This is a genomic window from Burkholderia sp. HI2761 (genome assembly GCF_002223355.1).
Taxonomy (GTDB): domain Bacteria; phylum Pseudomonadota; class Gammaproteobacteria; order Burkholderiales; family Burkholderiaceae; genus Burkholderia.
Genome location: NZ_NKFN01000007.1, coordinates 606,005 through 625,968, shown reverse-complemented (window position 1 = coordinate 625,968; position 19,964 = coordinate 606,005). Strand labels below are relative to the sequence as shown.

Here is a 19,964-nt window from a genome sequence, read left to right as displayed (position 1 = left end):
CAGCGCTCACACGACCAGCGCGCCGGTGCGCGTGTCATCACTCGCGCTGACTATGTGGTCCGGCTTCCGGTCTCAAACAACCTGACTGTTCCTCCAGCCGAATCTGTCCGGCCGACCTGCGCGGACTACGGCATCGTGCCGCGTCTCCTGCCTGCCCTCTGCCCGCCACCGGCAGCCGGGCCTGGAGTCAACTTCAGTTGTATGAGCCCCACAAGCGTGGGGCGCTCGCTCGACGTCTCGAAATGAAGGGTAACATAGCCCTTTATATGAACGCCTCCCGTTTGCGAAGGGTTTTCGTGTGCTCTGACTGCGACAGGATGGGTTGCAGCTTTATATCCGGGCTTGTTGCAGCCTGATACGCTGCGGCCCACCATGAAATCCGCTGACCCGCACCTCATTTACTTAGCGAGCTAGAAGCTCGACGGGCTATTCAGGTTTGGCGGGTCCCGGTCCGACCTGTCTTGTCATTGCTTACGATTGCCAGCGCAACCTTTCGACGTATCACCCTGTAAAAGTTGACCTTCCTGCTACGCCACACCGTTCGGTTAAACCGGTTTCACGCTCACGTAGCCCTTTTCGTACGGCCTGTCATGCGCCAGGATCGCCCAGATCGTGCGGGCTGTCCTGTTGGCCTGTGCCACGACCGCCACATTCAGCGGTCGCCGCTTCCTAATCCCTTCAGCCCACGGCCCCGGTTCCTTCGTGAGGCACAGCACAGCCCGGGCACCATGAATCAGCAGCTTGCGCAGATACGTGTCGCCGCGCTTGCTGATTCCCAGCAACTGGACTTTGCCGCCCGAGCCCGTTTGCTTGGGCACCAGTCCGATCCAGGCTGCGAATTCGCGTCCGGACCGAAACGTTTTCACATCGCCCATCGTCGCGACGGCCGCCGTCGCCGTCAGGAGACCGACGCCCGGTATCGCCGCGATCGCCTTGCATGCCTTGTCCTCTTTCATCCACATCTGTAAGCGCCGTTCGATGCCGGCAATCTGCTTATCCAGCTCCGCCAGCCCGTTCCACTGCTCGCGCAGCGTGTCTATCAAGATCGCCGGCAGACGATCGACCAGTCGCTCCAGTACGCTCGGTATAGCTTTGTCCAACGCGGCTCGGCCTTTGCCCATCACTTCGCCGTACTCGGTCAGCAGGCCGCGCAGGCCGTTGATCTGCATCGTACGGAACTTCACCAGTTGCTCGCGCATCCGGTGCAGGCCCAGCACCGCCTGTTGCGTTTCCGTCTTCACCGCGACCGACCTTTCTGCGTGCTGCACGGCAAGCCAGATCGCTTTCGCATCGACCGCGTCGTTCTTGTTGCCCATCACGAACGCCTTCACGAATTTCCCCGGCATCAGCTTCACCTCATGGCCCATCGCCGTGAGCTTGCGGGCCCAATACTGCGAGCCCCCACAAGCTTCCATCCCGATCAGGCAGGGAGCCCGGTTCGCGAAATGCTCGAGGAATACAGCACGCTTAACCGGCTTGTTCACGATCTCGCCCGTCTCTGCGTCGATGTAATGGAGTTGCATCACGTTCTTTGCAATGTCCGCACCCACTGCCATATGCTTCATGTCGGAGCCTCCGGTTTGCCAGGAAAACCTCTATGGTCTTCCATCTGGGCGCTCTGATGCCGTCGGCCCGTGAGGCTCCGCCTTCATGCCGGCTCCCACCGATCACGGGTGGGAGGCGTTCATATCATTTAATATGTTCCCCTTCGTTCCACAGGCCTCGCCTCGAAGGCGCCCCCTTCTGCACAGTGGTTCACGACATCCATTCGTTGCGCTAGCCATATCCCGACTCGCTTTCTACAGTTTCCACATAGAAACTGTCGGAATGCTTCGAGTTCGTCGTGGATTGTGCAGACAGTGCTTGCACAATTAAATAAGGGTCGAATTAAATCTAGTGCGCGCGTTTGCACTAGATTTTTGCCAACAGAAGCAGGAATTTCCCGACCTTCCGCGGCGTTTTAACCGTGATAAGTCGTATGTTTTATCACGATTGCATTTAACAACCGAAGAATGGGCCTATGCGCGCCGCCGACGGCCAGTTCATACCTCATACGAGCGCGCACGTTGCACTGAAACGCAACTACGTAGTGACGCCGCCTGGAACCGCCGGTCGCGGGTCTTCGCGAACGATTGATGAATGATCCCGCTCTCGCCCCGTAGCATCGTAGGTGAATCAAAATCGCATCCGCATTCCAGCCCCCAAGCTATTACCCGACGATACGCCCGTGATGCAGTCGTATCGCCAAGCCGCATAGATATCCGTGCGTTTTGATAGCGGATAGTCGTAGCCCAAGGCGAGCGTCGACCAACGGAGCGCGGAACCAACAGCGGGGCGTCGACGCGTGCCCGCCCACGAAATCAACACACTGCCCGTGCCGATTCGAGCGCTCGCCCCCATCTGCACTGTGTCGTCCTTTACTTCGCTGTTGTTGTCGACGTGTTCGTACAAAAACATGAGCTTCATCGCGTGGAGTCGATAGGCACCCCCGACGAGCCAAGCAGTTTGTGCTGTCGCTCCGTTGAGAAAAAGTGAGGCGGTATGCAGACTTTGTACTGCAGCGGTTGCCGAAAACGGGCCCGCGAAGTAGAGCATATTCACGCTGTAGTTCGCCTGTCCCGCGTGCCCCACCACGCCTGCATTGCTGTACAGAAAACTCCCCGACAATCCGCCCGCCTCCGGTGTTTGATACAGCATGGAATTGTCGATCGCGGTATCGCTTTGTACCGATGCCGCGCCCATGGCCGAACCCAGATAGCTGTGCGCCACTATCGGCGAGAACGCGAACGAGTTGCCAAACGGATTGAACAGCAGCGTCGATACGAACAACGGCGCCGTATTGCGGCCTATCGTCACCTCACCGAAACGCCCGCTCAATCCGACAAAAGCGTTGCGGCCAAAGAATGACTGGCCATTGAACGATCCGATCTGACCGCTGTTGACCCTAAAAAAGCTCTCCAACGAGAATACCGCCTTCATCCCACGTCCAAAATCCTCGGACCCGGACAGGCCCCAATATGAAGTCGTCATCCCGCCTGAACTGACCTGCCAGGCACTTCCGGCGCTGCCCGGCATGTGCGTGTCGCCAACAAAAGCATCGACCAACCCGTAAAGCGACACTGAAGATTGAGCGTGTGCGATCGTCGCGAAACCCCATATCCCCATCGCCATCGCACATACCCGGCCTAAACCACGAAACGCTTTCTGCATTGGTTCTCCTCGCTGTCATTTATTTTCTTTTGCCGAAACACGTGTATGCGCTACGCCGGTGTGATGCGCGCAAGCGGCCGCCCTCGCTCGGACAGCGCGACGGCCACCACGATCTCATGCGGTGCAGGTGAATCCGGCACAACGAGCGACGCCGTGTCAAAGTGATCAAAGCTCCACATATCAAGAGCACCATGCACAGGAATATCCATGCATGCGCCGGCCGCACCGCGCTTGGTAACAGACGGGATAAGCGATATGGTGCCGGGCAGACACGCACGGATTGCCTTGCCCATACGCGGATGCAGGATCGCCGCCGCACACTCAAGCGGCACGGCAGTGCCCACGAGCGCGGCCTTGCCATACGCCTGAATCTGCGCGCGCGGTGTGTCAAGGGCGTCTCTCGCGCGCTCGCTCAATAACGTCCCGAGCTCCGCACCAACTTCGTACAGAGGTTCGAGCGAAGTATCGGTACACCAGTTCTTCGACGTCAGAACCGCGGCTGCAATCGCTTGGCGATGCGCCGGATGGACCGCGATGCCAAGCTCCGCGCGCCGTTCGATCACGTGAACAACAATCTTCTCAATCTGTGTGTTCACGGTCATACCTCAGCGACCATCGCATTCTCGGCCGGTGCTGCGGCCGGTATGGGGAACGTCCCGCGTGCAGACTCATAAGCCCGTGCCGCGCGCAGCACAAGGGCATCTCCGTGTAAGGGGCCAACAATCTGAACGCCGGTCGGCAGCCCTGCGGGCAATCCACAAGGAATGCTGATGGCGGGCAGCCCAGTTTGGTTGCACCACGACGTCTGCTGAGGTGCCGTGAGCAGCGTCTCAGGCAGACCTGGAACGGGCAGTGGCCCACAGTGGAACACTGGCGTCACAAGCAAGTCATAGCGCTCAAAGAACGCCGCCATCTCGACGCCGAGCGCGTGGCGCGCACGCAATGCGTCGGCAAGCTCGAGCGCGGTGACGCGCAAACCGGCCCGCACAAGCGCTTGCACGTCCGCATCGAGCTGCATGCGTTGCGGCTCCGTCAATCCACAGGCGCGCTGCGCAAAAAACACCGACCATTGGATCGCGTGCATGCGACTACCCAGATAGTCGCCGAGCGGCTTTACGTCGACTTGCTCGACGTGTGCGCCCAATGTTTCGATCACCTCTGCGGCGTGCGACACACTCGCGGCAATCACGGGGTCCACGGTGACGCCCGGGATGGACGGGCAATATGCAATACGCAGCCCCGCGACGCCCTCTTCCAGACCGACTCGATAATCCTGCGGGGCAACATAGCCTGATGGTCCAGATCCACGTTGACCGGCTACCACGCTAAGCATCAACGCTGCGTCGCGCACATTGCGCGCCATCGGCCCGAACGTAGACAGGCGCGTCCACGAACCGGCCACGCCTGTCGGAACGCGGTCGAACGTTGGTTTAAACCCCACCACCCCAGTCCAGCAGGCGGGCACACGAATCGACCCACCACCATCAGTCGCAAGCGCGAGCGGCCCCATACCGAGCGCGATTGCCACTGATGAACCACCGCTGCTGCCACCTGGCGTCAGACGCCGGTCCCAGGGATTGCGCGTAATGCCGGTCAGCGGACAATCAGTCACGATCTTGTTGCCATATTCCGAAGTGGTCGTCTTGCCAAAGAGCAGCGCACCGGCACGCCGCAGACGCGCCACGGCGGGCCCGTCCTCGCGCTGGGGTGTGTCCGGCGTCGTCAACGATCCGTATCGCGTCGGAAATCCGGCTACATCGATCAGATCCTTGACCGATACAGGCACACCATCCAGCAGGCCGCACGGCTCACGCCGCATCCAGCGCCGCTCCGATTCGCGCGCCGCCTCCAGCGCCGCCTCCGTGTCAAGGGCGCACATACAGTTCACAAGGGGATTGAAACGCTCAACGCGGCCCAGGACCGCTTTCATACTCTCAAGCGGAGAAAGCGCATGACGTCGATACTCAATAATCAACTCTTCCGCGCTCATCGATGCAATGTCATTCATATGTATTCCTAATTGATCAAATCAAATTGATAGAAGCGTCTCGAGACTGCTCTACCTCTGACACACTGCTTGGATCGGCCCGATCGAGTCCAAAACCGCAAAGCCGTTGTCGGCGCGCGCCTGAGCAATACGCGCCTCACAAGTAACGTGGTCGCCGCCTTGGCTCACACCCGCCTTGCCTCGCGGCAAATCCAGTGAAATGCCCGGCAAAACGGACTTGATGCGCGCCACATCGAGACTGCCGGCTGCACGCACGGCTTGCGCGAAGAGCCGGACGCCTGCGTACGTGCATTCACCGTGCGGAAGCATCACCGCATAAGAGTCCAATCGGGGAACATGAGTGTCGGCCACGCGCGCGGTATAACGTGCAAGGAAGGTTCGGTTTTCGGAACTATCGAGACTCATAAAGTAGGACGACACACCAATGATGCCCGTCGATGCACCAGCAGTAGCAATCGACAGCGACTCGTGCGCAATATCCGTCACCAACTGCGGCTTCATCGCAAATGACCGATATTGTTTGACGAACGTCACCGGATCGTCGCCGACGCTGTGCCAAACAAGCTGCGGCTGCTCCCCAGCAATCCGCTGAAGCACCGCCCCATAGTCACGCGTGCCGAACGGCAGCCAGTACACATTGAGAAACCAACCGCCGTGGCGCGTAACGGCCGCCTCCAGCGAAGGAATCAGTACCTTACGGTTGCTGCCGACATCCGAGACCACCGCGCTCACGCTCTTGCCGCCGGCACGCATTAACCATCCAATGAGCGGCTCGACCCGCTGCGCGACACTGAGCCCCGTGCTCAACAACTGCGGATCACAGCGCCCCTCGTCGAAGTTCGGGTAGACAACAAGGCGAGCCGCGCCCCGGGCCGCCTGCAACGCTGCTTCGCGTTCGGCGGGCAACACCATGCCCGTAATCATTGCCACTTCATCGCGCATAAGGAGCTGCCGCGCTTTCTCGAGCGTCACGGTCGTCGACATCTGCGTGTCCTCGACAGCCAGTTGCAACGGACGCCCCAGCAGTCCGCCCGCTGCATTGATTTCTTCGATGGCAAGCGCGGCACAATGTCGATTTGTTTCACCCACGCGGGTGAGCGGCCCGCTCAATGGCGCGAGTAATCCGATCTTGATGGGTGCCACCGCACGCGCGCGCGTCGGATATGCAGTGGTAGCCAATGCGCCGACCGCACCGAGCATCGTCATACGTGAAAAATCGCGTCGATTCATGATCATTTCATTCAATAGACGCTGCCGACGAACCCATGGTTTGTTCCGCAGCAGGTGAAAGGAAGTGAGCCAGAGGGTGGGCGCCGCTAGTACCGTGTCGGGGTTCGACTGCACCTGCATGCACGAGTCGACCGTTTTTCAGAACGATGCATCGTTGCGCGCAGCGCAATACCAGATTGAGGTTCTGCTCGACCAGAAGCACGGCGAGCTTCGATCGATGACAAAGTGTCGGAATCACGTCACCGATCAGCTCAACAAGATTTGGTTGCACTCCATCCGAGGGTTCGTCCAACAGCAACAACTTCGGTCGGCCGCACAACGCTCGCGCGATGGCCAGGACCTGCTGTTCGCCTCCTGACAATGTCCCTCCATGCTGAGCAAGTCTTGATTTCAATACTGGGAAATACTCGAACACCTCGTCCAGAATCTCGCCGTCACCAGCGGCCGCGGTACCCATTGCCAAGTTCTCCCGCACTGTGAGCTTGGGAAAAATCCACCGTCCCTGTGGCACCAGGCCGATGCCCAGTCGTGCGATTTCATGCGTGCGCAAACCCTGAATGGCCCGTCCGCCGAAGCGAATATCACCACTCATGCGCGGCAACAGCCCCATGATGGCCTTGACAAGCGTTGACTTACCCGCGCCATTGCACCCGAGCACACCGACAACTTCATTAGGCTGAACGGTAAGGTCAATCTGACTCAAAATCGAGATTTCGCCGTATCCGGCCGACAGACTTTCAATGTGCAGCATGGCCCGCTCCTTGCCCAAGATAAATGCGTCGGATTTCTTCGTCCCTGGCGATATCGCCATAGCTGCCCTGCCGAACAATTTCGCCGCGATGCATAACCCACGTGTCGCACTTAAGCGACTGAACGAAACTCAGATCATGCTCGATGGCAAGCACCGCACATTGTTCGCGCAAACGGTGAAGAAGACGCACGAGCCGCTGAACCTCATTGGCGGACAATCCCGCAGCAGGCTCGTCGAGCAACAACAGCGCCGGCCGACACATCATGGCCATACCGATCTCCAGCCACTGGCGCTCTCCGTGCGGGAGATGCATGGCGAGCACGTCTGCCTGCGACGTGAGTCCGATCTCGTCCAGAACGGAATCGATCTCTCGCATCACAGATGGCCTGCGAGCCGCAACGCCGAGCGCGGCGACTTCCAGGTTCTCCCGAACGCTCATCGTGAGAAAAACGTTGGTCCCCTGGAATTTCCGAACAACGCCACGCCGGCAATACTGATACATAGGCCGGCCAGTCATCCGCTCTCCAGACAGATACAGCTCTCCCGCCCCTGGGATAACCGCGCCGGATAACAGTCCCACTAGCGTGCTCTTTCCAGCCCCATTCGGGCCAATGACGCAGATCAGGTCGCGTGGGCCGATTTCGACGTCAACGCCTGCGATTGCATTGATGCCACCGAACGCGCGACGTAGCCCGATGCCCTTCATAAGCGGCGTTTCCATCACTGCCCTCCTTCGGCTCGCTTGGCGCAATGCTGGGGCACACGTCCGATCCGAAATCGTGCGACGTGATGCAACCGCGCGACTAAACGACCGATCCGAATGCCGTTCGGCAAGCAGAGCACACACACCAAGAAGATCGCGCCGAGTACCAACGGCCACCATTGCGTGCTAAGACTGGACGCGGAGTGCTTAAGAAGCGTCAATGCAACGGCTGCCATCACCGGCCCACCGAGTGTGCCGCGGCCGCCCACGGCAACCCAAAGGATGACTTCAGTGGCCAGTACCGGAGAAAATACGTCCGGGGCCACGACGCCAGCGCATGCTGCCATCAGGCAGCCGGCAGCCGCAGCTATCACCCCTGAGGCAACGAACGCCAACAGCAAATGCCACGATGTGTGGTACCCGCACGCTTGTGCACGCCACTCGTTGGTCGAAATCGCTGTGAGCACCTTCCCGTAGCGACTTCGACAGAGCAGCCACATCGCACTTAGGATCAGAACGAGTACAGCCGTGACGACATACCAGGACGCCACCGGGCTACTGAGATCCACTACAAATCTCCCGAACTGGAGGGACAACCCAGGAATGCCGAGCAAGCCGGTATCGCCCCCCGTGATGGACTGCCAACTCGTGGCCAACTGCTGCACGATGATCAAAACGGCCATGCTGAGAATGGCAAAGAAATGCAATCTGACACCCGCATACAGCAGGAAGTAGCCGAGAACGATCGCCACGATGGCCGCACATGCGAGGCCCGCGAGGATCCCAACAAGCGGCGCCTGGCCAAACTGGACGGTGGCCACGGCAAACCCATATGCGCCAAGCCCAAAGAAGGTCGTATGCCCAAGCGTCAGGACGCCCGCCTTGCCCCAAAGAAGGTCGTAACTGAGCGCCAATATCGCCAACACCAGCGCGTCTCGTATCACGGTGAGTTGATAGACGCCCACGACAACAGGAAGAATCACGCCGGCAACTGCCAACGCAAACCCTATCGCGACAGGAGAGAGATCCGTGTGGCTCAGTGCTGGCTGCGACAACCAGGTACGGGCACGCGAAAGATGACGGTCGAACATCGCCTTACCCCTTTCCGAGAAGCTGGTGAGCAGCACTGAAACCCGGAAGCAAGCCTTGTGGGCGGAAGCGGATCAGGACAATGGAGACGATCAGGACGATCGCTGAGGCAAGCGAAGGATCGACGCGATAGCTGAGCAAGGTTTCGATCGTGCCAACGAAGGCACTACCGAGCACACTGCCGGCGACCGAGCCGATACCACCGAGTACAATCACGAAAAATGCCTTGGCCAGATAGGACACCCCGAGATGGGACTCCACGGACACCATCGGCGCGACAAGCACACCGGCAAGCGACGCGAGCGCCGCACCGCCACAAAATGCTGCTCGATTGAGTCGCGTGGTATTGATGCCGGCGGCCTCTGCCATCGCAGGATGTTGAATGACCGCACGCAACTTCGTCCCAAAGCGCGTTCGAGCAAAAAGTAGCCAGCACCCCACGGTGACGGCCAATGCCACACCGATCACGAACATCCGATATGCGGGATAGCCGCCACCCGGCACGTCGATGGTTCCGTTGAATGGCGCATAGACGAGCATCGGTTGTGTACCGAAAACGAGCTCCAGCACCTTCTGAACGATCAGACTGACCGCGTAAGTCGCCAGAAGCGTGTCCAGTGGTCGGTCATAAAGTAGCCGGATAACAAAGCGTTCGAGACACCAACCCAGCGCCGCGCCAACGATCGGTGCCACGATCAGCGCAACCCAAAACGCGTGTTGACCGCCGAGTGATTGCGCCACAGCAAGCGTGTATGCCCCCATCGTGACCCACTCTGCGTGTGCAAGATTCACGATGTCCATCATGCCAAACACGATCGCGAGGCCAAGGGCGACCAAAATTAACAAAGATACATAATTCAAAATATTCAATAGTCCTAACATATCGTCTCCAAAAGCGAAATTCTGAAGCCCGGGGTCCTCCGACGCTTGCAACCGTGCATCGGTATGCCAAAGCGTCTAACCCACAAGGCAGGCCATTCTGTTCAGCGGCGCACCCTGATGGCGCACAACTCAAATATCACAATACATTGTGAATCCAAAAACAGGCAAGCAAAATTCACAATCTGTTGTGAATTTCTGGGCGCACCTTCCGGGATACTCGATGTGCCCTGTCCCATCGAGTCCGCATGACCACAGAAAAATTTATCGAGGCCCTCGGAAATGAGATCCGCGCGCGCCGCAAGATGAAGAAACTTACCCAGGTCGGTCTCGCGCTGCGCGCCAACGTCCATCCGAACACCGTCTCGTTAATTGAGCGTGCTCAAATAGTCGCGAAAATCGACGCGTTGCTAGTTCTCTCTGCTGCGCTCGATACCCCTCTCTCGCAGTTGCTCAAGGGCGCGGAAGATCGCATGAACCTTCGCTGAATTCACCAAGCTGCTGCCGCTCAGAGCTCGTGAAAACACCACGAGCCGCTACCGACGCAGCCCGCAACCACATCTTCCCATTTATCCTCCGCGCCACGCACATCCTAAGCCATTTGATGACGAGATTCAGGGAGGCCCGTGGCGTGTATTGACGAGCGGAACGATAGCCCTTCGCGTGCAGTGTGCGCTCAGCCAGCCAATTTATTGTCAGGGAATCTACGAGGCAGATACAACACTGTCAATCAGCGCGACGCTGGTGTTTACCCGAAGAATACGTAGAAAACAGACCCGCGCGCAGGCAGCATGCTTCGCGCCATACCTACCCTTTCGGGTATTTATTATAATAAATATATCGCTCTTCGCCGTAGCGCCTTGTAACTTGGCGCAAGCGCAATCGAGCGTCAGCGATCCAAGCCTCCATTCCCTGACCACGGCGCCAAACCAGGTCAGCACGTGTCGCGATCCACATGCAAATCAAGCTCGGAGTCCAGCACGAGCTTTTGCCTCAGTGCCGCATGTACCTTGCGCAACTGCGCCTCGGCCTCGTCCATATGTTCGACCATCAATCGCTCGACGGCCTGCGCATCACGCCGCCTTGCGGCATCCAAGATCGCGCGATGTGCGGCGACAGTCGTCCGCCCAAACGCCTGATAGTCCCGCTGCGTGACGTTCCCTGCCACGATCACCAGTGAGTGCAGCATCTGGTTGATGATCTGGCAAAGGCAACGCAAAAACGCGTTGGGATGCGCGGCAGCAAGCACGTCGTGAAAGTGAATGTCCTCACAGCGTTGATCAAGCGCTTGCTCGTGACTGGCCACGAATAGTTCACACACTGAAATGCTGCGCTCGAGTGCTTCGAAATCCGCATCCGTCAAATACGCCACTGCGCCCGCGGCCACCATGGGCTCAAGCGTGCGCCGCACGGCGTAAATGTCCTCCAGCGTGATCTGTTCAAAAAACAGATAGTTCTGCAGCGACTGGAACGCCCGCGCGAGCGGCACACGAGTAATTGTCGCTCCACCTTCGGGCCCAGTGCTCAGGCTAACAAGCCCCTGCACCTCCAGCGCCTTGAGCGCATCGCGCATCGAGCCACGACTGACGTTGAACATTTGCTGCAGCTCGGCTTCCTTACTCAGGCGTTTGCCGGGCCGGGCCCGACCGTCGTTGATCCACCCTTTGATCGAATCGGCTACCTGATCGCCACGCTTGGTCGTGCGCGGGCCGCGCTTGTCCGGCTGCACCAACTGTGTCTTGCGCGCTGTCCGTTGTCGTCCTGCCATGTCCCTCAAGTCCGTGGTTAGCCTTCGTCATTTCCTATCGGCGCCATTATCGGACATCCGTAAATCGCCTGGCGAGAATCAGGCGTCGCTGCCAGCCGTCCATACCCTCCCAACCTTGGGAGGTAGCCGGCATCGCCGAGAATGCCTACGCTGCAGATCGAGCAGTATGGATATGGCGTGAGCGTGGTCTCCATACAGCTCAACTGCTCGGCGCCGGTGCGCCATCCGGGAAGATCGCATATGCCCAACTCATCGCAAGGATCCCAACAATCTCCCACCGTAGCGGTGCTCAAGGCGAGCCTCGCGGCGTTTGGCCTGGACCTCGACCGCCTTACTTCGCAGATGCGCTTGCATCGCGACGAAGCCGACCGAACCGGGCAAATCCCTGATGCGTTCTGGCAATCCGATGCGGTACGGGCGCTGAATCTGAACCTCGTTCCGCAGGAGTACGGCGGGTGCCCGCAGGCCCAATCGCTCGTCTCGCGCGTCATGCTAATGGAGCATCTCGGCTACGCGGATGCGGCGCTTGCACTCGCTCTTCCCGGCCCCGGACTGGCGATGCCGCCTGTTCTCGCGCTCGCCAATCGTGAGCAGCAGGCAGCGTTCTTCGCGCGCTTTCAAAGCGATACGCCACGCTGGGGCGCATTTGCGATCACCGAGCCCGACTGCGGATCCGACGCAACAGCCATGCGCACGTCGGCACGCAAGACGGCCCATGGCTGGGTCCTTAACGGAACCAAGTGCTTCATCACGAATGGTGCGCGCGCTGACACCGTTATCACGTTTGCGACGATCAATCGAAACGCGGGCCGCTTTGGCATCAGGGCGTTTCGCGTTGCACAAGACACCCCGGGTTTCGCGGTGACGCGCATCGAACGCATGGTCGGCTTGCGCGTGACCCAACTGGCTGTGCTGTCCTTTACCGACTGCGAGGTGCCAGACGACGCTCGGCTCACGCGCGACCATGAGACGCCGCTTAGCGATGCGTTCTCAGGCGCGCAACAGTCGTGGGACTATTTTCGGCCGCTTCTGTCCGCGGTGATGATCGGCGCCTGTCGACGCATACGCGACGAACTCGCCACCTATCTTGAAGCAGGCGCACGCCCCGTCAATCTGCACTGCGGCGCGAGCAACGTACAAGCGAGTCTTTTAGAGCTCGACCGGCATATCACGACAGCCTATCTGCTCTGCCATCACGCTGCATGGTACGCAGACCAAGGCAGCACAAGCGCCATGCATGCTTCGATCGCAAAGGCGTACGCCGCACGCATGGCCGCGCACGTCACTCGCACGGCCCTCACGCTAGTCGGTCTGGACGGCATCGCCCGTTTCCCGTCGCTGGAGCAAAGCTGCCGAGATGCCAAAGCGTTCGACATTATGGAAGGCACCGGAGACATGCAACGCCTAATGATTGCTCGAGCCGCCCAGCGTGCGTCACGCCCGCCGTGGGAGACGATCCAACCAAGTGCGTCCGTGCATCGCCCCGCATGCATGTGAGCATGATTTCGTCTAAGAACCGTTACTGGAGACTTTCATGAGCTCTCATCTCGAATCAAGTCGTCACGGCGATATCCCCGCTTCGGTCAAAGATTGCCTGCTCTCAGTACTGGGCACTCATCTGAGCGCCGAGCTCATCAACAACGATACGAATCTGTTCGATCTTGGTGTGGATTCCATGAACATGACCGATCTTCTGCTCCAGCTCGAGCAACGCTTCGGATTTGTTCTGGACCCGGAAGATCTGTCCAGCGACCTCTTTGTACGGTTCGACAATCTCGTCGGGTTCGTCACTTCCCATGTTTCATCGAACTGACTCCACGAGCGCCGAGCCTCGAATCGTTGCCACCGCGCAATACGTGCCGCTTCGGCGCCACGTTGATCGTGCGGTGGCCGAGACGATCTCGTCCGCACAACCGAGCGCGCTCGACACCGTCATGCATGTGCTCTACGCCGATACGCTGCGTTGGCGCGCTCAATGCGCACCATGCGGCGACAACGGCTCGATGACCGAAGCCACTTTTCGGCCAGACAACCGCATCGCAACCGAAACGAATTTGTCGCTGTCGGACATGGCGCTACGCGTGGCGCGCATGATCTGCCCCACTGCACCGGCGCGGCCTGCCCCTGACCAGATCATCGTTTGCACGACAAGCTTCGAACATGATTTGGCCCTGTCCTGCGCAGGACGCTTGCACTGCGAACTCGGCTCCAGCCGCGCGCCCTTCGCGATCGGGCAACTCCAGGATGTGTCGTTTCTGACAGCGGTGGACGTGGCGCTTGCGATGATGAACACGGATACCACACTGAACACCGTGCTGATTGTCGCGGCCGAGTGCTGGTACCGTGCGTTGTCCCAGCAGGTCGGCGCGCGGATCTCGCTTGCCGACGGCGCTGCTGCCGTGCTGATCGCTCGCAGCTCGATGCCAGGATGGCGTGTCCGCGGTCTTTCAATCTGCACGCCTGGTACGCAACTGAGTTGCGAGGATACCGTAAATACAAGCCTCGATTCGCCCATGCTCGTCGGGGCGATCAACAAGTCGTTGTCACGCGCCGCACTCCGTGCCGCGCAAATCGATTGGATTCTCCCGTCTACGGTCGACAGTGCGGTCATTCGCACCGTCTGTGCCCGATGCCAACTGGCGCCAGAGCGTGTCATGGGCATGGGCGACGGCCGCCAAAGCCATCTATGTGCGGCACAGACACCGGCACGACTTGATGACCTGCTCGGGGTGATTTCGCCACGTGACGGTCAGCGTGTGCTTGTGTGGTCCACGGGATTTCAAGGCCAAAGTGCCTGTGCGATCCTCGAATTCCGGGGTGTGCGCTCATGACAACGCAGCCTTTTTCGATTTCAGGCGTCGCTCACTGTCTTCCGGAACGCATCGTCAACGTTCAGCAGTGGGCGTCACGCTGTGGTCTACCGGCTTCGCGCGTTATCGCTTTGCGCGCTCATGGCGCCGCGCAATTTTATGATGCCGCGGGCGAGTCGCCCGTCAGCCTTGCCGCACGTGCTGTCACAACGCTATTACGCGACACCTCAACCCCGGGGTCGGCCATTGATGCACTCGTCTATACACATACGATCCAGACGAGCGTACTCGCACCGCCCGCCGGTAGCGCTCATTACATTCAGCGCCGCACTGGGATCACTCGCGCGTTGACGTTCTCCATCACGCAGCAGCAGTGCGTGTCACCGATGGCAGCTATTCGCGTGCTGCTCACGCTTGCCGCACGAGAACCCTCAATCGAACGTGCGATCGTCGTATGCGCCGACGTCATCGGCTCCGGTTGCGATCAACTGCGCGCAATCCATGACCTCGCATTGCATAGTGACGGAGCGTGCGCCTTGCTGCTCGAGCGCAGCGCGCAACGCAACATCATCAGTTGTTTGCACTTGTATACCGACGCGCGCTTTTCTCGCGGCACTGATGAGACCTTGCAGCCGATCGCTGACGATCGGTATTACTGGTCCGCATTCACGACCATGCGCGCAGCGATCCGCCAAGCCGGCATCACGACGGGCGATATCGCCCACGTGTTGCCGCACCACGTGAATCTACCAGGATGGACGCGGTTGATGACGATGCTCTCCATTCCGCGAACGCGACTATTCGTGCCGAACTTCGCCGCGCTCGGCCACGTATTCGGTGCGGATCCATTCATCAATTTTCAGACTTGTCGCGCGCAAGCCGGCGAGTGGTCCTTGCTTTTTTCCAGCGGCCTTGCCGGTTGCTTCGGCGCCATGGTGATTCATCACTGACACGGGCCTACTCCTCAACCATTCACCGTTGACCTTACCATGCGAAACATACTCGATCTCGTGCTCACTGCTGCGCGGCATACGCCCGAATCGTCAGCAATCGTTTTCGCGAACACCAGTTTGAGCTACCAGGACCTGGCAACGCGCGCCAGCATGCTCGGCCGTGGCCTCGTCTCGATAGGAATCGTGCCGGGCTCACGAGTCGGCATCTTCCTGGACAAGCGCATCGAAACGGTCGTCTCGCTGCTTGGTGCGGCCGCTGCCCAATGTGTGTTCGTTCCCATCAATCCGCTTCTGAAGCCCCAGCAGGTCGCCCATATTCTGCGTGACTGCGGTGCGAGCTGCCTGATTACGAGCGCATTGCGCGCGCGCCTGCTCGCCGAAAACGGGCTGTCCGGCGTGCCGCATACGATCGTGACCGACTCAATTGATGTGACCGAGCATGCGTCGCGCGGGAATGACTGCGTTCATAGCTGGAGTGCGTGTGTCAGTGCGCACGCTTTCGACCCGCTGAGCGACACCGGCCCCATAGCAGAAACGGCAATCGACACGGACCTGGCAGCTATTCTGTACACGTCGGGCTCTACCGGCTTGCCCAAAGGCGTGATGCTCAGCCATCGCAATCTGCTCGAGGGTGCGTGGAGCGTCGCCCATTATCTGCAGCATACGCGCTCTGACCGGATTCTCGCGGCGCTGCCGCTCAGCTTCGACGCGGGTCTGAGCCAGCTCACATCTGCGTGGGCAGCCGGCGCAACCGTTGTTCTCATCAATTATCTCAGCCCGCAAGACGTTATCGACGCCTGCATGCACGAGCGTATTACGGCCCTCACGGGCGTGCCGCCGCTGTGGATGCAATTGACGCGCGCGAGCTGGCCGCACGCGGCATGCACCACGCTGCGTTATTTCGCCAACACCGGCGGCCGGCTACCCGTTCCGACATTGCACCGCCTACGCACGCTCTTTCCCCAAGCAAAACCTTACTTGATGTATGGGTTGACCGAGGCATTCCGCTCGACGTACCTCGATCCGTCCGAGGTCGACCGTCGCCCTGACTCGATCGGCAAGGCCGTGCCCAACGCCCGAATCCTGGTCGTGCATCCGGACGGCACACCCTGCGCCTCCGGCGAGACGGGCGAGCTCGTCCATGTGGGCGCGTGCGTGACGATGGGCTACTGGAACGACCCGGCTCGAACGGCCGAGCGCTATCGGCCCTCGCCCGAACCCAAGGCGGGTGGAGCCATACCGGACATTGCCGTGTGGTCGGGTGACCTCGTACGACGCGACGAAAAGGGCTTTCTCTACTTCATTGCGCGCAACGACGCGCAAATCAAGAGTTCCGGCTACCGGATCAGTCCAGAAGAAATCGAAGAGACTGTGCACCGCAGCGAACTCGTGGCCGAAGCGGTCGCCGTGGGCGTGCCCGATGATGCGCTGGGCGAGGCCATAGCGCTGGTTGTCGTGCCGGCGGTCGAACCCTTTGTCCCGCAAACACTCATGGCATGGTGCACGCAACATTTGCCGGGCTACATGGTGCCGAAGCGCATCGTCGTGCAAACCGACGTGCCGCGCAACGCAAACGGCAAGTTTGATCGCACAGCACTGCGAAATGCGCTCGCCCAACCCATAGCTCAAGACCAAGCGAGGTCCGTATGAACGCGTCGTTGATCAACCGTAGCAGCGTCTTGACAGCCGACGGCATCGACGTCGCCCGCTTGGCTCACTGTGCCGGATCAACGCCCTTTTTTGCTTACGGGCGCGCGGCAATCGACGCCCGTGTGCGCCTGTTGCGCGCAAAGCTGCCGGCTTCTGTCCACTTACATTATTCCGTCAAGGCCAACCCGATGCCAGCGCTTGTGCATCATCTGGCAACCCGCGTCGATGGGTTTGATGTCGCATCCGCCGCGGAGATGGCGCTGGCGCTTAACGCAGGCACGTCGCCCGATCAAATCGGCTTTGCAGGGCCCGGCAAAGCGCGCGACGAGCTGCGACGCGCGGTGGCCTACGGTGTAAACGTTCATATCGAGTCCGCCACTCAGCTGAATCTGGTCACCGCGATTGGTTGGGAATTGGGCGTGCAGCCGAACGTCACCGTTCGCGTGAATCCGGATTTTCACGTCGGCCACAGCGGCATGCGCATGGGCGGGGGTGCCGCCCAGTTCGGCGTCGACGTCGAACAAGTGCCGGCATTGCTGCAGGAACTTGCCGCGCGCGAGGTGACATTGGCCGGTTTTCACATCTTTTGGGGATCGCAGTGCCTGCATGCACCGACTATCGTCGAAGCGCAGCGACACAGCGCGGAGCTTGTTATCAGGCTTGGCCGCGATTTACCGACACCGCCCCGATATGTGAATCTTGGCGGGGGGTTCGGCATTCCCTATTTCGACGGGGACAAGCCGCTTGATCTGGATGCGGTCACTCAGCCCATGCACACGTGGCTCGCGCAGCTCCACCGGGCGTTGCCCGGGGCGGTGCCCGTCCTTGAGCTCGGGCGCTACTTGGTTGGAGAAGCGGGTATCTACGTATGTCGCATTATTGACCGTAAAGTCTCGCGCAACACCACCTTCCTCGTCACCGATGGCGGTCTGCATCACCATCTCGCGGCCTCGGGCAATTTTGGACAAGTGTTGCGCCGCAATTTCCCAGTGCTGCTCGGCAATCGGCTCAATGATCTACCGGTCGAGCGGTGTCACATCGTTGGGTGCTCGTGCACGCCGCTCGATCGCATCGCCGACGATGTGCTGCTTCCGCGCGCGCAAATTGGCGACTTCGTGGTGGTTCTGCAATCAGGTGCCTACGCCCGCTCGGCAAGTCCCCGGGACTTCCTCGGCCACCCCGAGGCAATCGAGATGCTCGTCTGAATTCCGTACACGGAGAACTGCGATGCACCACCTCGACTTTTCATTATCCGACCTAGCGCCATACTCCTGGCACCTGTCCGAGGACCAGCGCGCGCTCGTCGCGGCAAGCCAACGTTTTGCTCGCGAAAAACTTGAGCCGCTGCTCTCACAACCTCCCTCAGAAAAGGCCTGGCACGAAATCGTCGAGCAAGCGGGTGCACTCGATTTGGGTACCATGATTTTGCCGCTGGAGCTTGGTGGCATGGCCATCAACCACCACGATCTGTCCTGCATTCTCGGCGCGCTGGCCTGCGGGCCTATCGAGCGCGCCGTGCAATTGACGCAGAGCATTCCTGCACTCATGACGCTGCGCGCACACGCTGCGCTTCAGTCGCTCGGTTTCGCTCGAATCGGCGAATACTTCGATGGCACACGCCCGATTGCGCTTACCGTGCCCGATTTTCGTACCGCCACGCTTTGGCGCCTGTGTGACCACACCACCCCGTCAGCGCTGACATTGATTCCCGCGCCGGCGGCACATGGCGTTACCCTCGTCGAATCGACGTGTGCCCCGTCCAGGCTCGCCCGGCAACACGTCACCTGCCTTGGCGCACTCACGCTTGAGCAGTTGCGCTGCGACGACGCTTTGTACGCCGCTGCGCTGGTCACGCTCGAGCGGCTTGACGCACACGGCGTCTCGCCGACCCAGACGTGGCTCACCAACACCGCGCTCTATTTGTCGGCCCTGCTCAGTGGCACCATGCAGCACGGCGTGACGTTTGCGCTGAGCTACGGAGCAGAGCGGCAGGCTTTTCGCAAACCGTTGGTGATGCATCAACGTGTTGCTACGCGCCTGGCCGATATGCTTATTGCAGTGCAAGGCACGCAACTTTTTGTGCGCATGCTCGCGCTTGCGCAGCCCGGCACATCACTCGCACTGGTGCGCCAACTAGCCCGACATGTCGCAGCCGAATCTGTTGAATTCACGCACGAGCTCGTTCAGTTCTGCGGCGCTCATGGCTATGTCGAGGGGCTGGCGCCTGCTGCGCGCCTGGCAACATGTCACTGGTTTGCCATGTTGCTCAGGCAAGTCGATGTAGCGCTCGGCCAGCTCGAAGGCCTCAGCTCGCCTGCAACGGGAGCGCAGGCATGAACGAGGTGAAACGCCCGCGGCGGCACTGCGACTCACCCTCCAGGGTTGCCGCGAGATCGTCGATTGGTTGCTGGCTGCGCGAAGCAAATTCAGAAGACGCTCGCGATATCACGCGCTGGCTTGCTCGCCCCCAGATCGCGCAGTGGTTCGATTTTGGACAGGGTCGGCAAGAATTGAACGCACTCGCCGTTCAGGCGATGGTGCAAAGCGAGCGGCACCGCATACGCGTATTTGGCTCGCTCGGAACGGCCGAACCGAGCGGTCTGGTAGCAATTAGCGATATCACGCATCGCTTCGGTTTGGGCTCGTTCTGGGTGCTGCGTGATCCTTTGCGCCCCACTTGCGCGAACATGACGTTCGACGCTTCCCGACGCGTGCTGCGCGACGGCTTCGAACTGGATCGGCTGCACTGCATCAGCGCCTGGGCCGTTCAGACGAATGTGCGATCACAACGCCTACTCACACGCTTGGGTTTTCGCCTGATCGGCCTGCAGCGCAACTGCCACATCATCGCCGGCCAGCGCGTGGGGCGTCTACTCTACGATCTGCTCCCGGACAATCTCGTCTGACGCGCGC

At 60.0% G+C, this 19,964-nt stretch carries 19 protein-coding genes; 9 read left to right on the top strand and 10 right to left on the bottom strand.

Annotated features, from left to right (window positions below; genetic code table 11):
- Positions 1-545: 545 nt before the first annotated feature.
- The 9 genes from CFB46_RS20390 to urtB all read right to left on the bottom strand — a co-directional run bounded on the left by CFB46_RS20390 (position 546) and on the right by urtB (position 9,873).
- Positions 546-1,565 (bottom strand): IS110 family transposase, encoded by a 1,020-nt coding sequence (locus tag CFB46_RS20390; protein ID WP_089501039.1) that lies wholly within the window; start codon positions 1,563-1,565, stop codon positions 546-548.
- A 610-nt stretch (positions 1,566-2,175) separates the two neighbouring features.
- Positions 2,176-3,210: a porin gene (locus CFB46_RS20385; protein ID WP_089501038.1), complete on the bottom strand. Its 1,035-nt coding sequence runs from the start codon at positions 3,208-3,210 to the stop codon at positions 2,176-2,178.
- A 50-nt stretch (positions 3,211-3,260) separates the two neighbouring features.
- The gene (locus CFB46_RS20380; protein ID WP_089502277.1) at positions 3,261-3,806 is read right to left on the bottom strand and encodes an amino acid synthesis family protein; all 546 of its coding nucleotides are present in this window, start codon (positions 3,804-3,806) and stop codon (positions 3,261-3,263) included.
- Between the two features lie 2 nt (positions 3,807-3,808).
- Complete coding sequence (locus tag CFB46_RS20375) at positions 3,809-5,218, bottom strand: amidase family protein (protein WP_089501037.1); 1,410 nt, start codon at positions 5,216-5,218, stop codon at positions 3,809-3,811.
- Between the two features lie 51 nt (positions 5,219-5,269).
- Positions 5,270-6,448: an ABC transporter substrate-binding protein gene (locus tag CFB46_RS20370; RefSeq protein ID WP_089502276.1), complete on the bottom strand. Its 1,179-nt coding sequence runs from the start codon at positions 6,446-6,448 to the stop codon at positions 5,270-5,272.
- A 7-nt stretch (positions 6,449-6,455) separates the two neighbouring features.
- A complete protein-coding gene (locus tag CFB46_RS20365) occupies positions 6,456-7,199 on the bottom strand; it encodes an ABC transporter ATP-binding protein (protein ID WP_089502275.1) in 744 nt (247 codons plus the stop codon).
- The gene (locus tag CFB46_RS20360; RefSeq protein WP_089501036.1) at positions 7,186-7,920 is read right to left on the bottom strand and encodes an ABC transporter ATP-binding protein; all 735 of its coding nucleotides are present in this window, start codon (positions 7,918-7,920) and stop codon (positions 7,186-7,188) included. The genes CFB46_RS20365 and CFB46_RS20360 overlap by 14 nt, the downstream gene beginning before the upstream one ends.
- Positions 7,920-8,993 (bottom strand): branched-chain amino acid ABC transporter permease, encoded by a 1,074-nt coding sequence (locus CFB46_RS20355; protein WP_089501035.1) that lies wholly within the window; start codon positions 8,991-8,993, stop codon positions 7,920-7,922. The genes CFB46_RS20360 and CFB46_RS20355 overlap by 1 nt, the downstream gene beginning before the upstream one ends.
- Positions 8,994-8,997: 4 nt before the next feature.
- A complete protein-coding gene (urtB, locus tag CFB46_RS20350) occupies positions 8,998-9,873 on the bottom strand; it encodes an urea ABC transporter permease subunit UrtB (RefSeq protein ID WP_089501034.1) in 876 nt (291 codons plus the stop codon).
- A gap of 245 nt (positions 9,874-10,118) precedes the next feature.
- Between urtB and CFB46_RS20345 the strand changes: the two genes are divergently transcribed.
- Entirely contained in the window at positions 10,119-10,358 is a 240-nt protein-coding gene (locus CFB46_RS20345) for a helix-turn-helix domain-containing protein (RefSeq protein ID WP_027781984.1), read from the top strand.
- Between the two features lie 446 nt (positions 10,359-10,804).
- Here the strand turns inward: CFB46_RS20345 and CFB46_RS20340 are convergent, their stop codons facing one another.
- Positions 10,805-11,638, bottom strand: a complete 834-nt coding sequence (locus tag CFB46_RS20340) for a FadR/GntR family transcriptional regulator (protein ID WP_089501033.1) — start codon at positions 11,636-11,638, stop codon at positions 10,805-10,807.
- Between the two features lie 240 nt (positions 11,639-11,878).
- Between CFB46_RS20340 and CFB46_RS20335 the strand changes: the two genes are divergently transcribed.
- Genes CFB46_RS20335 through CFB46_RS20300 form a run of 8 tightly spaced genes read left to right on the top strand, consistent with a single transcriptional unit; the run spans position 11,879 to position 19,957 of the window.
- Positions 11,879-13,135, top strand: coding sequence for an acyl-CoA dehydrogenase family protein (locus CFB46_RS20335; protein WP_089502274.1), 1,257 nt, complete (start codon positions 11,879-11,881; stop codon positions 13,133-13,135).
- Positions 13,136-13,172: 37 nt separating this feature from the next.
- Complete coding sequence (locus CFB46_RS20330; RefSeq protein ID WP_089501032.1) at positions 13,173-13,451, top strand: acyl carrier protein; 279 nt, start codon at positions 13,173-13,175, stop codon at positions 13,449-13,451.
- Positions 13,435-14,469: a 3-oxoacyl-[acyl-carrier-protein] synthase III C-terminal domain-containing protein gene (locus tag CFB46_RS20325; protein ID WP_089501031.1), complete on the top strand. Its 1,035-nt coding sequence runs from the start codon at positions 13,435-13,437 to the stop codon at positions 14,467-14,469. Before CFB46_RS20330 ends, CFB46_RS20325 begins: the two co-directional genes overlap by 17 nt.
- Positions 14,466-15,398 carry a 3-oxoacyl-[acyl-carrier-protein] synthase III C-terminal domain-containing protein gene (locus tag CFB46_RS20320; protein WP_089501030.1) on the top strand — a complete coding sequence of 311 codons (933 nt, stop codon included), beginning with the start codon at positions 14,466-14,468 and terminating at the stop codon, positions 15,396-15,398. Before CFB46_RS20325 ends, CFB46_RS20320 begins: the two co-directional genes overlap by 4 nt.
- Before the next feature lie 39 nt (positions 15,399-15,437).
- Positions 15,438-17,051 (top strand): acyl-CoA ligase (AMP-forming), exosortase A system-associated, encoded by a 1,614-nt coding sequence (locus CFB46_RS20315; RefSeq protein WP_089501029.1) that lies wholly within the window; start codon positions 15,438-15,440, stop codon positions 17,049-17,051.
- Complete coding sequence (locus CFB46_RS20310; RefSeq protein WP_089501028.1) at positions 17,048-18,256, top strand: pyridoxal-dependent decarboxylase, exosortase A system-associated; 1,209 nt, start codon at positions 17,048-17,050, stop codon at positions 18,254-18,256. The genes CFB46_RS20315 and CFB46_RS20310 overlap by 4 nt, the downstream gene beginning before the upstream one ends.
- Before the next feature lie 22 nt (positions 18,257-18,278).
- Entirely contained in the window at positions 18,279-19,388 is a 1,110-nt protein-coding gene (locus CFB46_RS20305; RefSeq protein WP_089501027.1) for an acyl-CoA dehydrogenase family protein, read from the top strand.
- A complete protein-coding gene (locus CFB46_RS20300; RefSeq protein ID WP_089501026.1) occupies positions 19,385-19,957 on the top strand; it encodes a GNAT family N-acetyltransferase in 573 nt (190 codons plus the stop codon). The genes CFB46_RS20305 and CFB46_RS20300 overlap by 4 nt, the downstream gene beginning before the upstream one ends.
- The last annotated feature ends 7 nt before the right edge of the window (positions 19,958-19,964 follow it).

Excerpts from the sequence above, each read along its gene's own strand:
- CFB46_RS20325 (WP_089501031.1), top strand. The coding sequence starts at position 13,435 with ATGTTTCATCGAACTGACTCCACGAGCGCCGAGCCTCGAATCGTTGCC.
- CFB46_RS20345 (WP_027781984.1), top strand. The coding sequence starts at position 10,119 with ATGACCACAGAAAAATTTATCGAGGCCCTCGGAAATGAGATCCGCGCG.
- CFB46_RS20360 (WP_089501036.1), bottom strand. The coding sequence starts at position 7,920 with ATGGAAACGCCGCTTATGAAGGGCATCGGGCTACGTCGCGCGTTCGGT.
- CFB46_RS20385 (WP_089501038.1), bottom strand. The coding sequence starts at position 3,210 with ATGCAGAAAGCGTTTCGTGGTTTAGGCCGGGTATGTGCGATGGCGATG.
- CFB46_RS20310 (WP_089501028.1), top strand. The coding sequence starts at position 17,048 with ATGAACGCGTCGTTGATCAACCGTAGCAGCGTCTTGACAGCCGACGGC.
- CFB46_RS20340 (WP_089501033.1), bottom strand. The coding sequence starts at position 11,638 with ATGGCAGGACGACAACGGACAGCGCGCAAGACACAGTTGGTGCAGCCG.
- CFB46_RS20355 (WP_089501035.1), bottom strand. The coding sequence starts at position 8,993 with ATGTTCGACCGTCATCTTTCGCGTGCCCGTACCTGGTTGTCGCAGCCA.
- CFB46_RS20315 (WP_089501029.1), top strand. The coding sequence starts at position 15,438 with ATGCGAAACATACTCGATCTCGTGCTCACTGCTGCGCGGCATACGCCC.
- CFB46_RS20375 (WP_089501037.1), bottom strand. The coding sequence starts at position 5,218 with ATGAATGACATTGCATCGATGAGCGCGGAAGAGTTGATTATTGAGTAT.
- CFB46_RS20330 (WP_089501032.1), top strand. The coding sequence starts at position 13,173 with ATGAGCTCTCATCTCGAATCAAGTCGTCACGGCGATATCCCCGCTTCG.
- CFB46_RS20305 (WP_089501027.1), top strand. The coding sequence starts at position 18,279 with ATGCACCACCTCGACTTTTCATTATCCGACCTAGCGCCATACTCCTGG.
- CFB46_RS20300 (WP_089501026.1), top strand. The coding sequence starts at position 19,385 with ATGAACGAGGTGAAACGCCCGCGGCGGCACTGCGACTCACCCTCCAGG.
- CFB46_RS20390 (WP_089501039.1), bottom strand. The coding sequence starts at position 1,565 with ATGAAGCATATGGCAGTGGGTGCGGACATTGCAAAGAACGTGATGCAA.
- CFB46_RS20370 (WP_089502276.1), bottom strand. The coding sequence starts at position 6,448 with ATGAATCGACGCGATTTTTCACGTATGACGATGCTCGGTGCGGTCGGC.
- CFB46_RS20365 (WP_089502275.1), bottom strand. The coding sequence starts at position 7,199 with ATGCTGCACATTGAAAGTCTGTCGGCCGGATACGGCGAAATCTCGATT.
- CFB46_RS20320 (WP_089501030.1), top strand. The coding sequence starts at position 14,466 with ATGACAACGCAGCCTTTTTCGATTTCAGGCGTCGCTCACTGTCTTCCG.
- urtB (WP_089501034.1), bottom strand. The coding sequence starts at position 9,873 with ATGTTAGGACTATTGAATATTTTGAATTATGTATCTTTGTTAATTTTG.
- CFB46_RS20335 (WP_089502274.1), top strand. The coding sequence starts at position 11,879 with ATGCCCAACTCATCGCAAGGATCCCAACAATCTCCCACCGTAGCGGTG.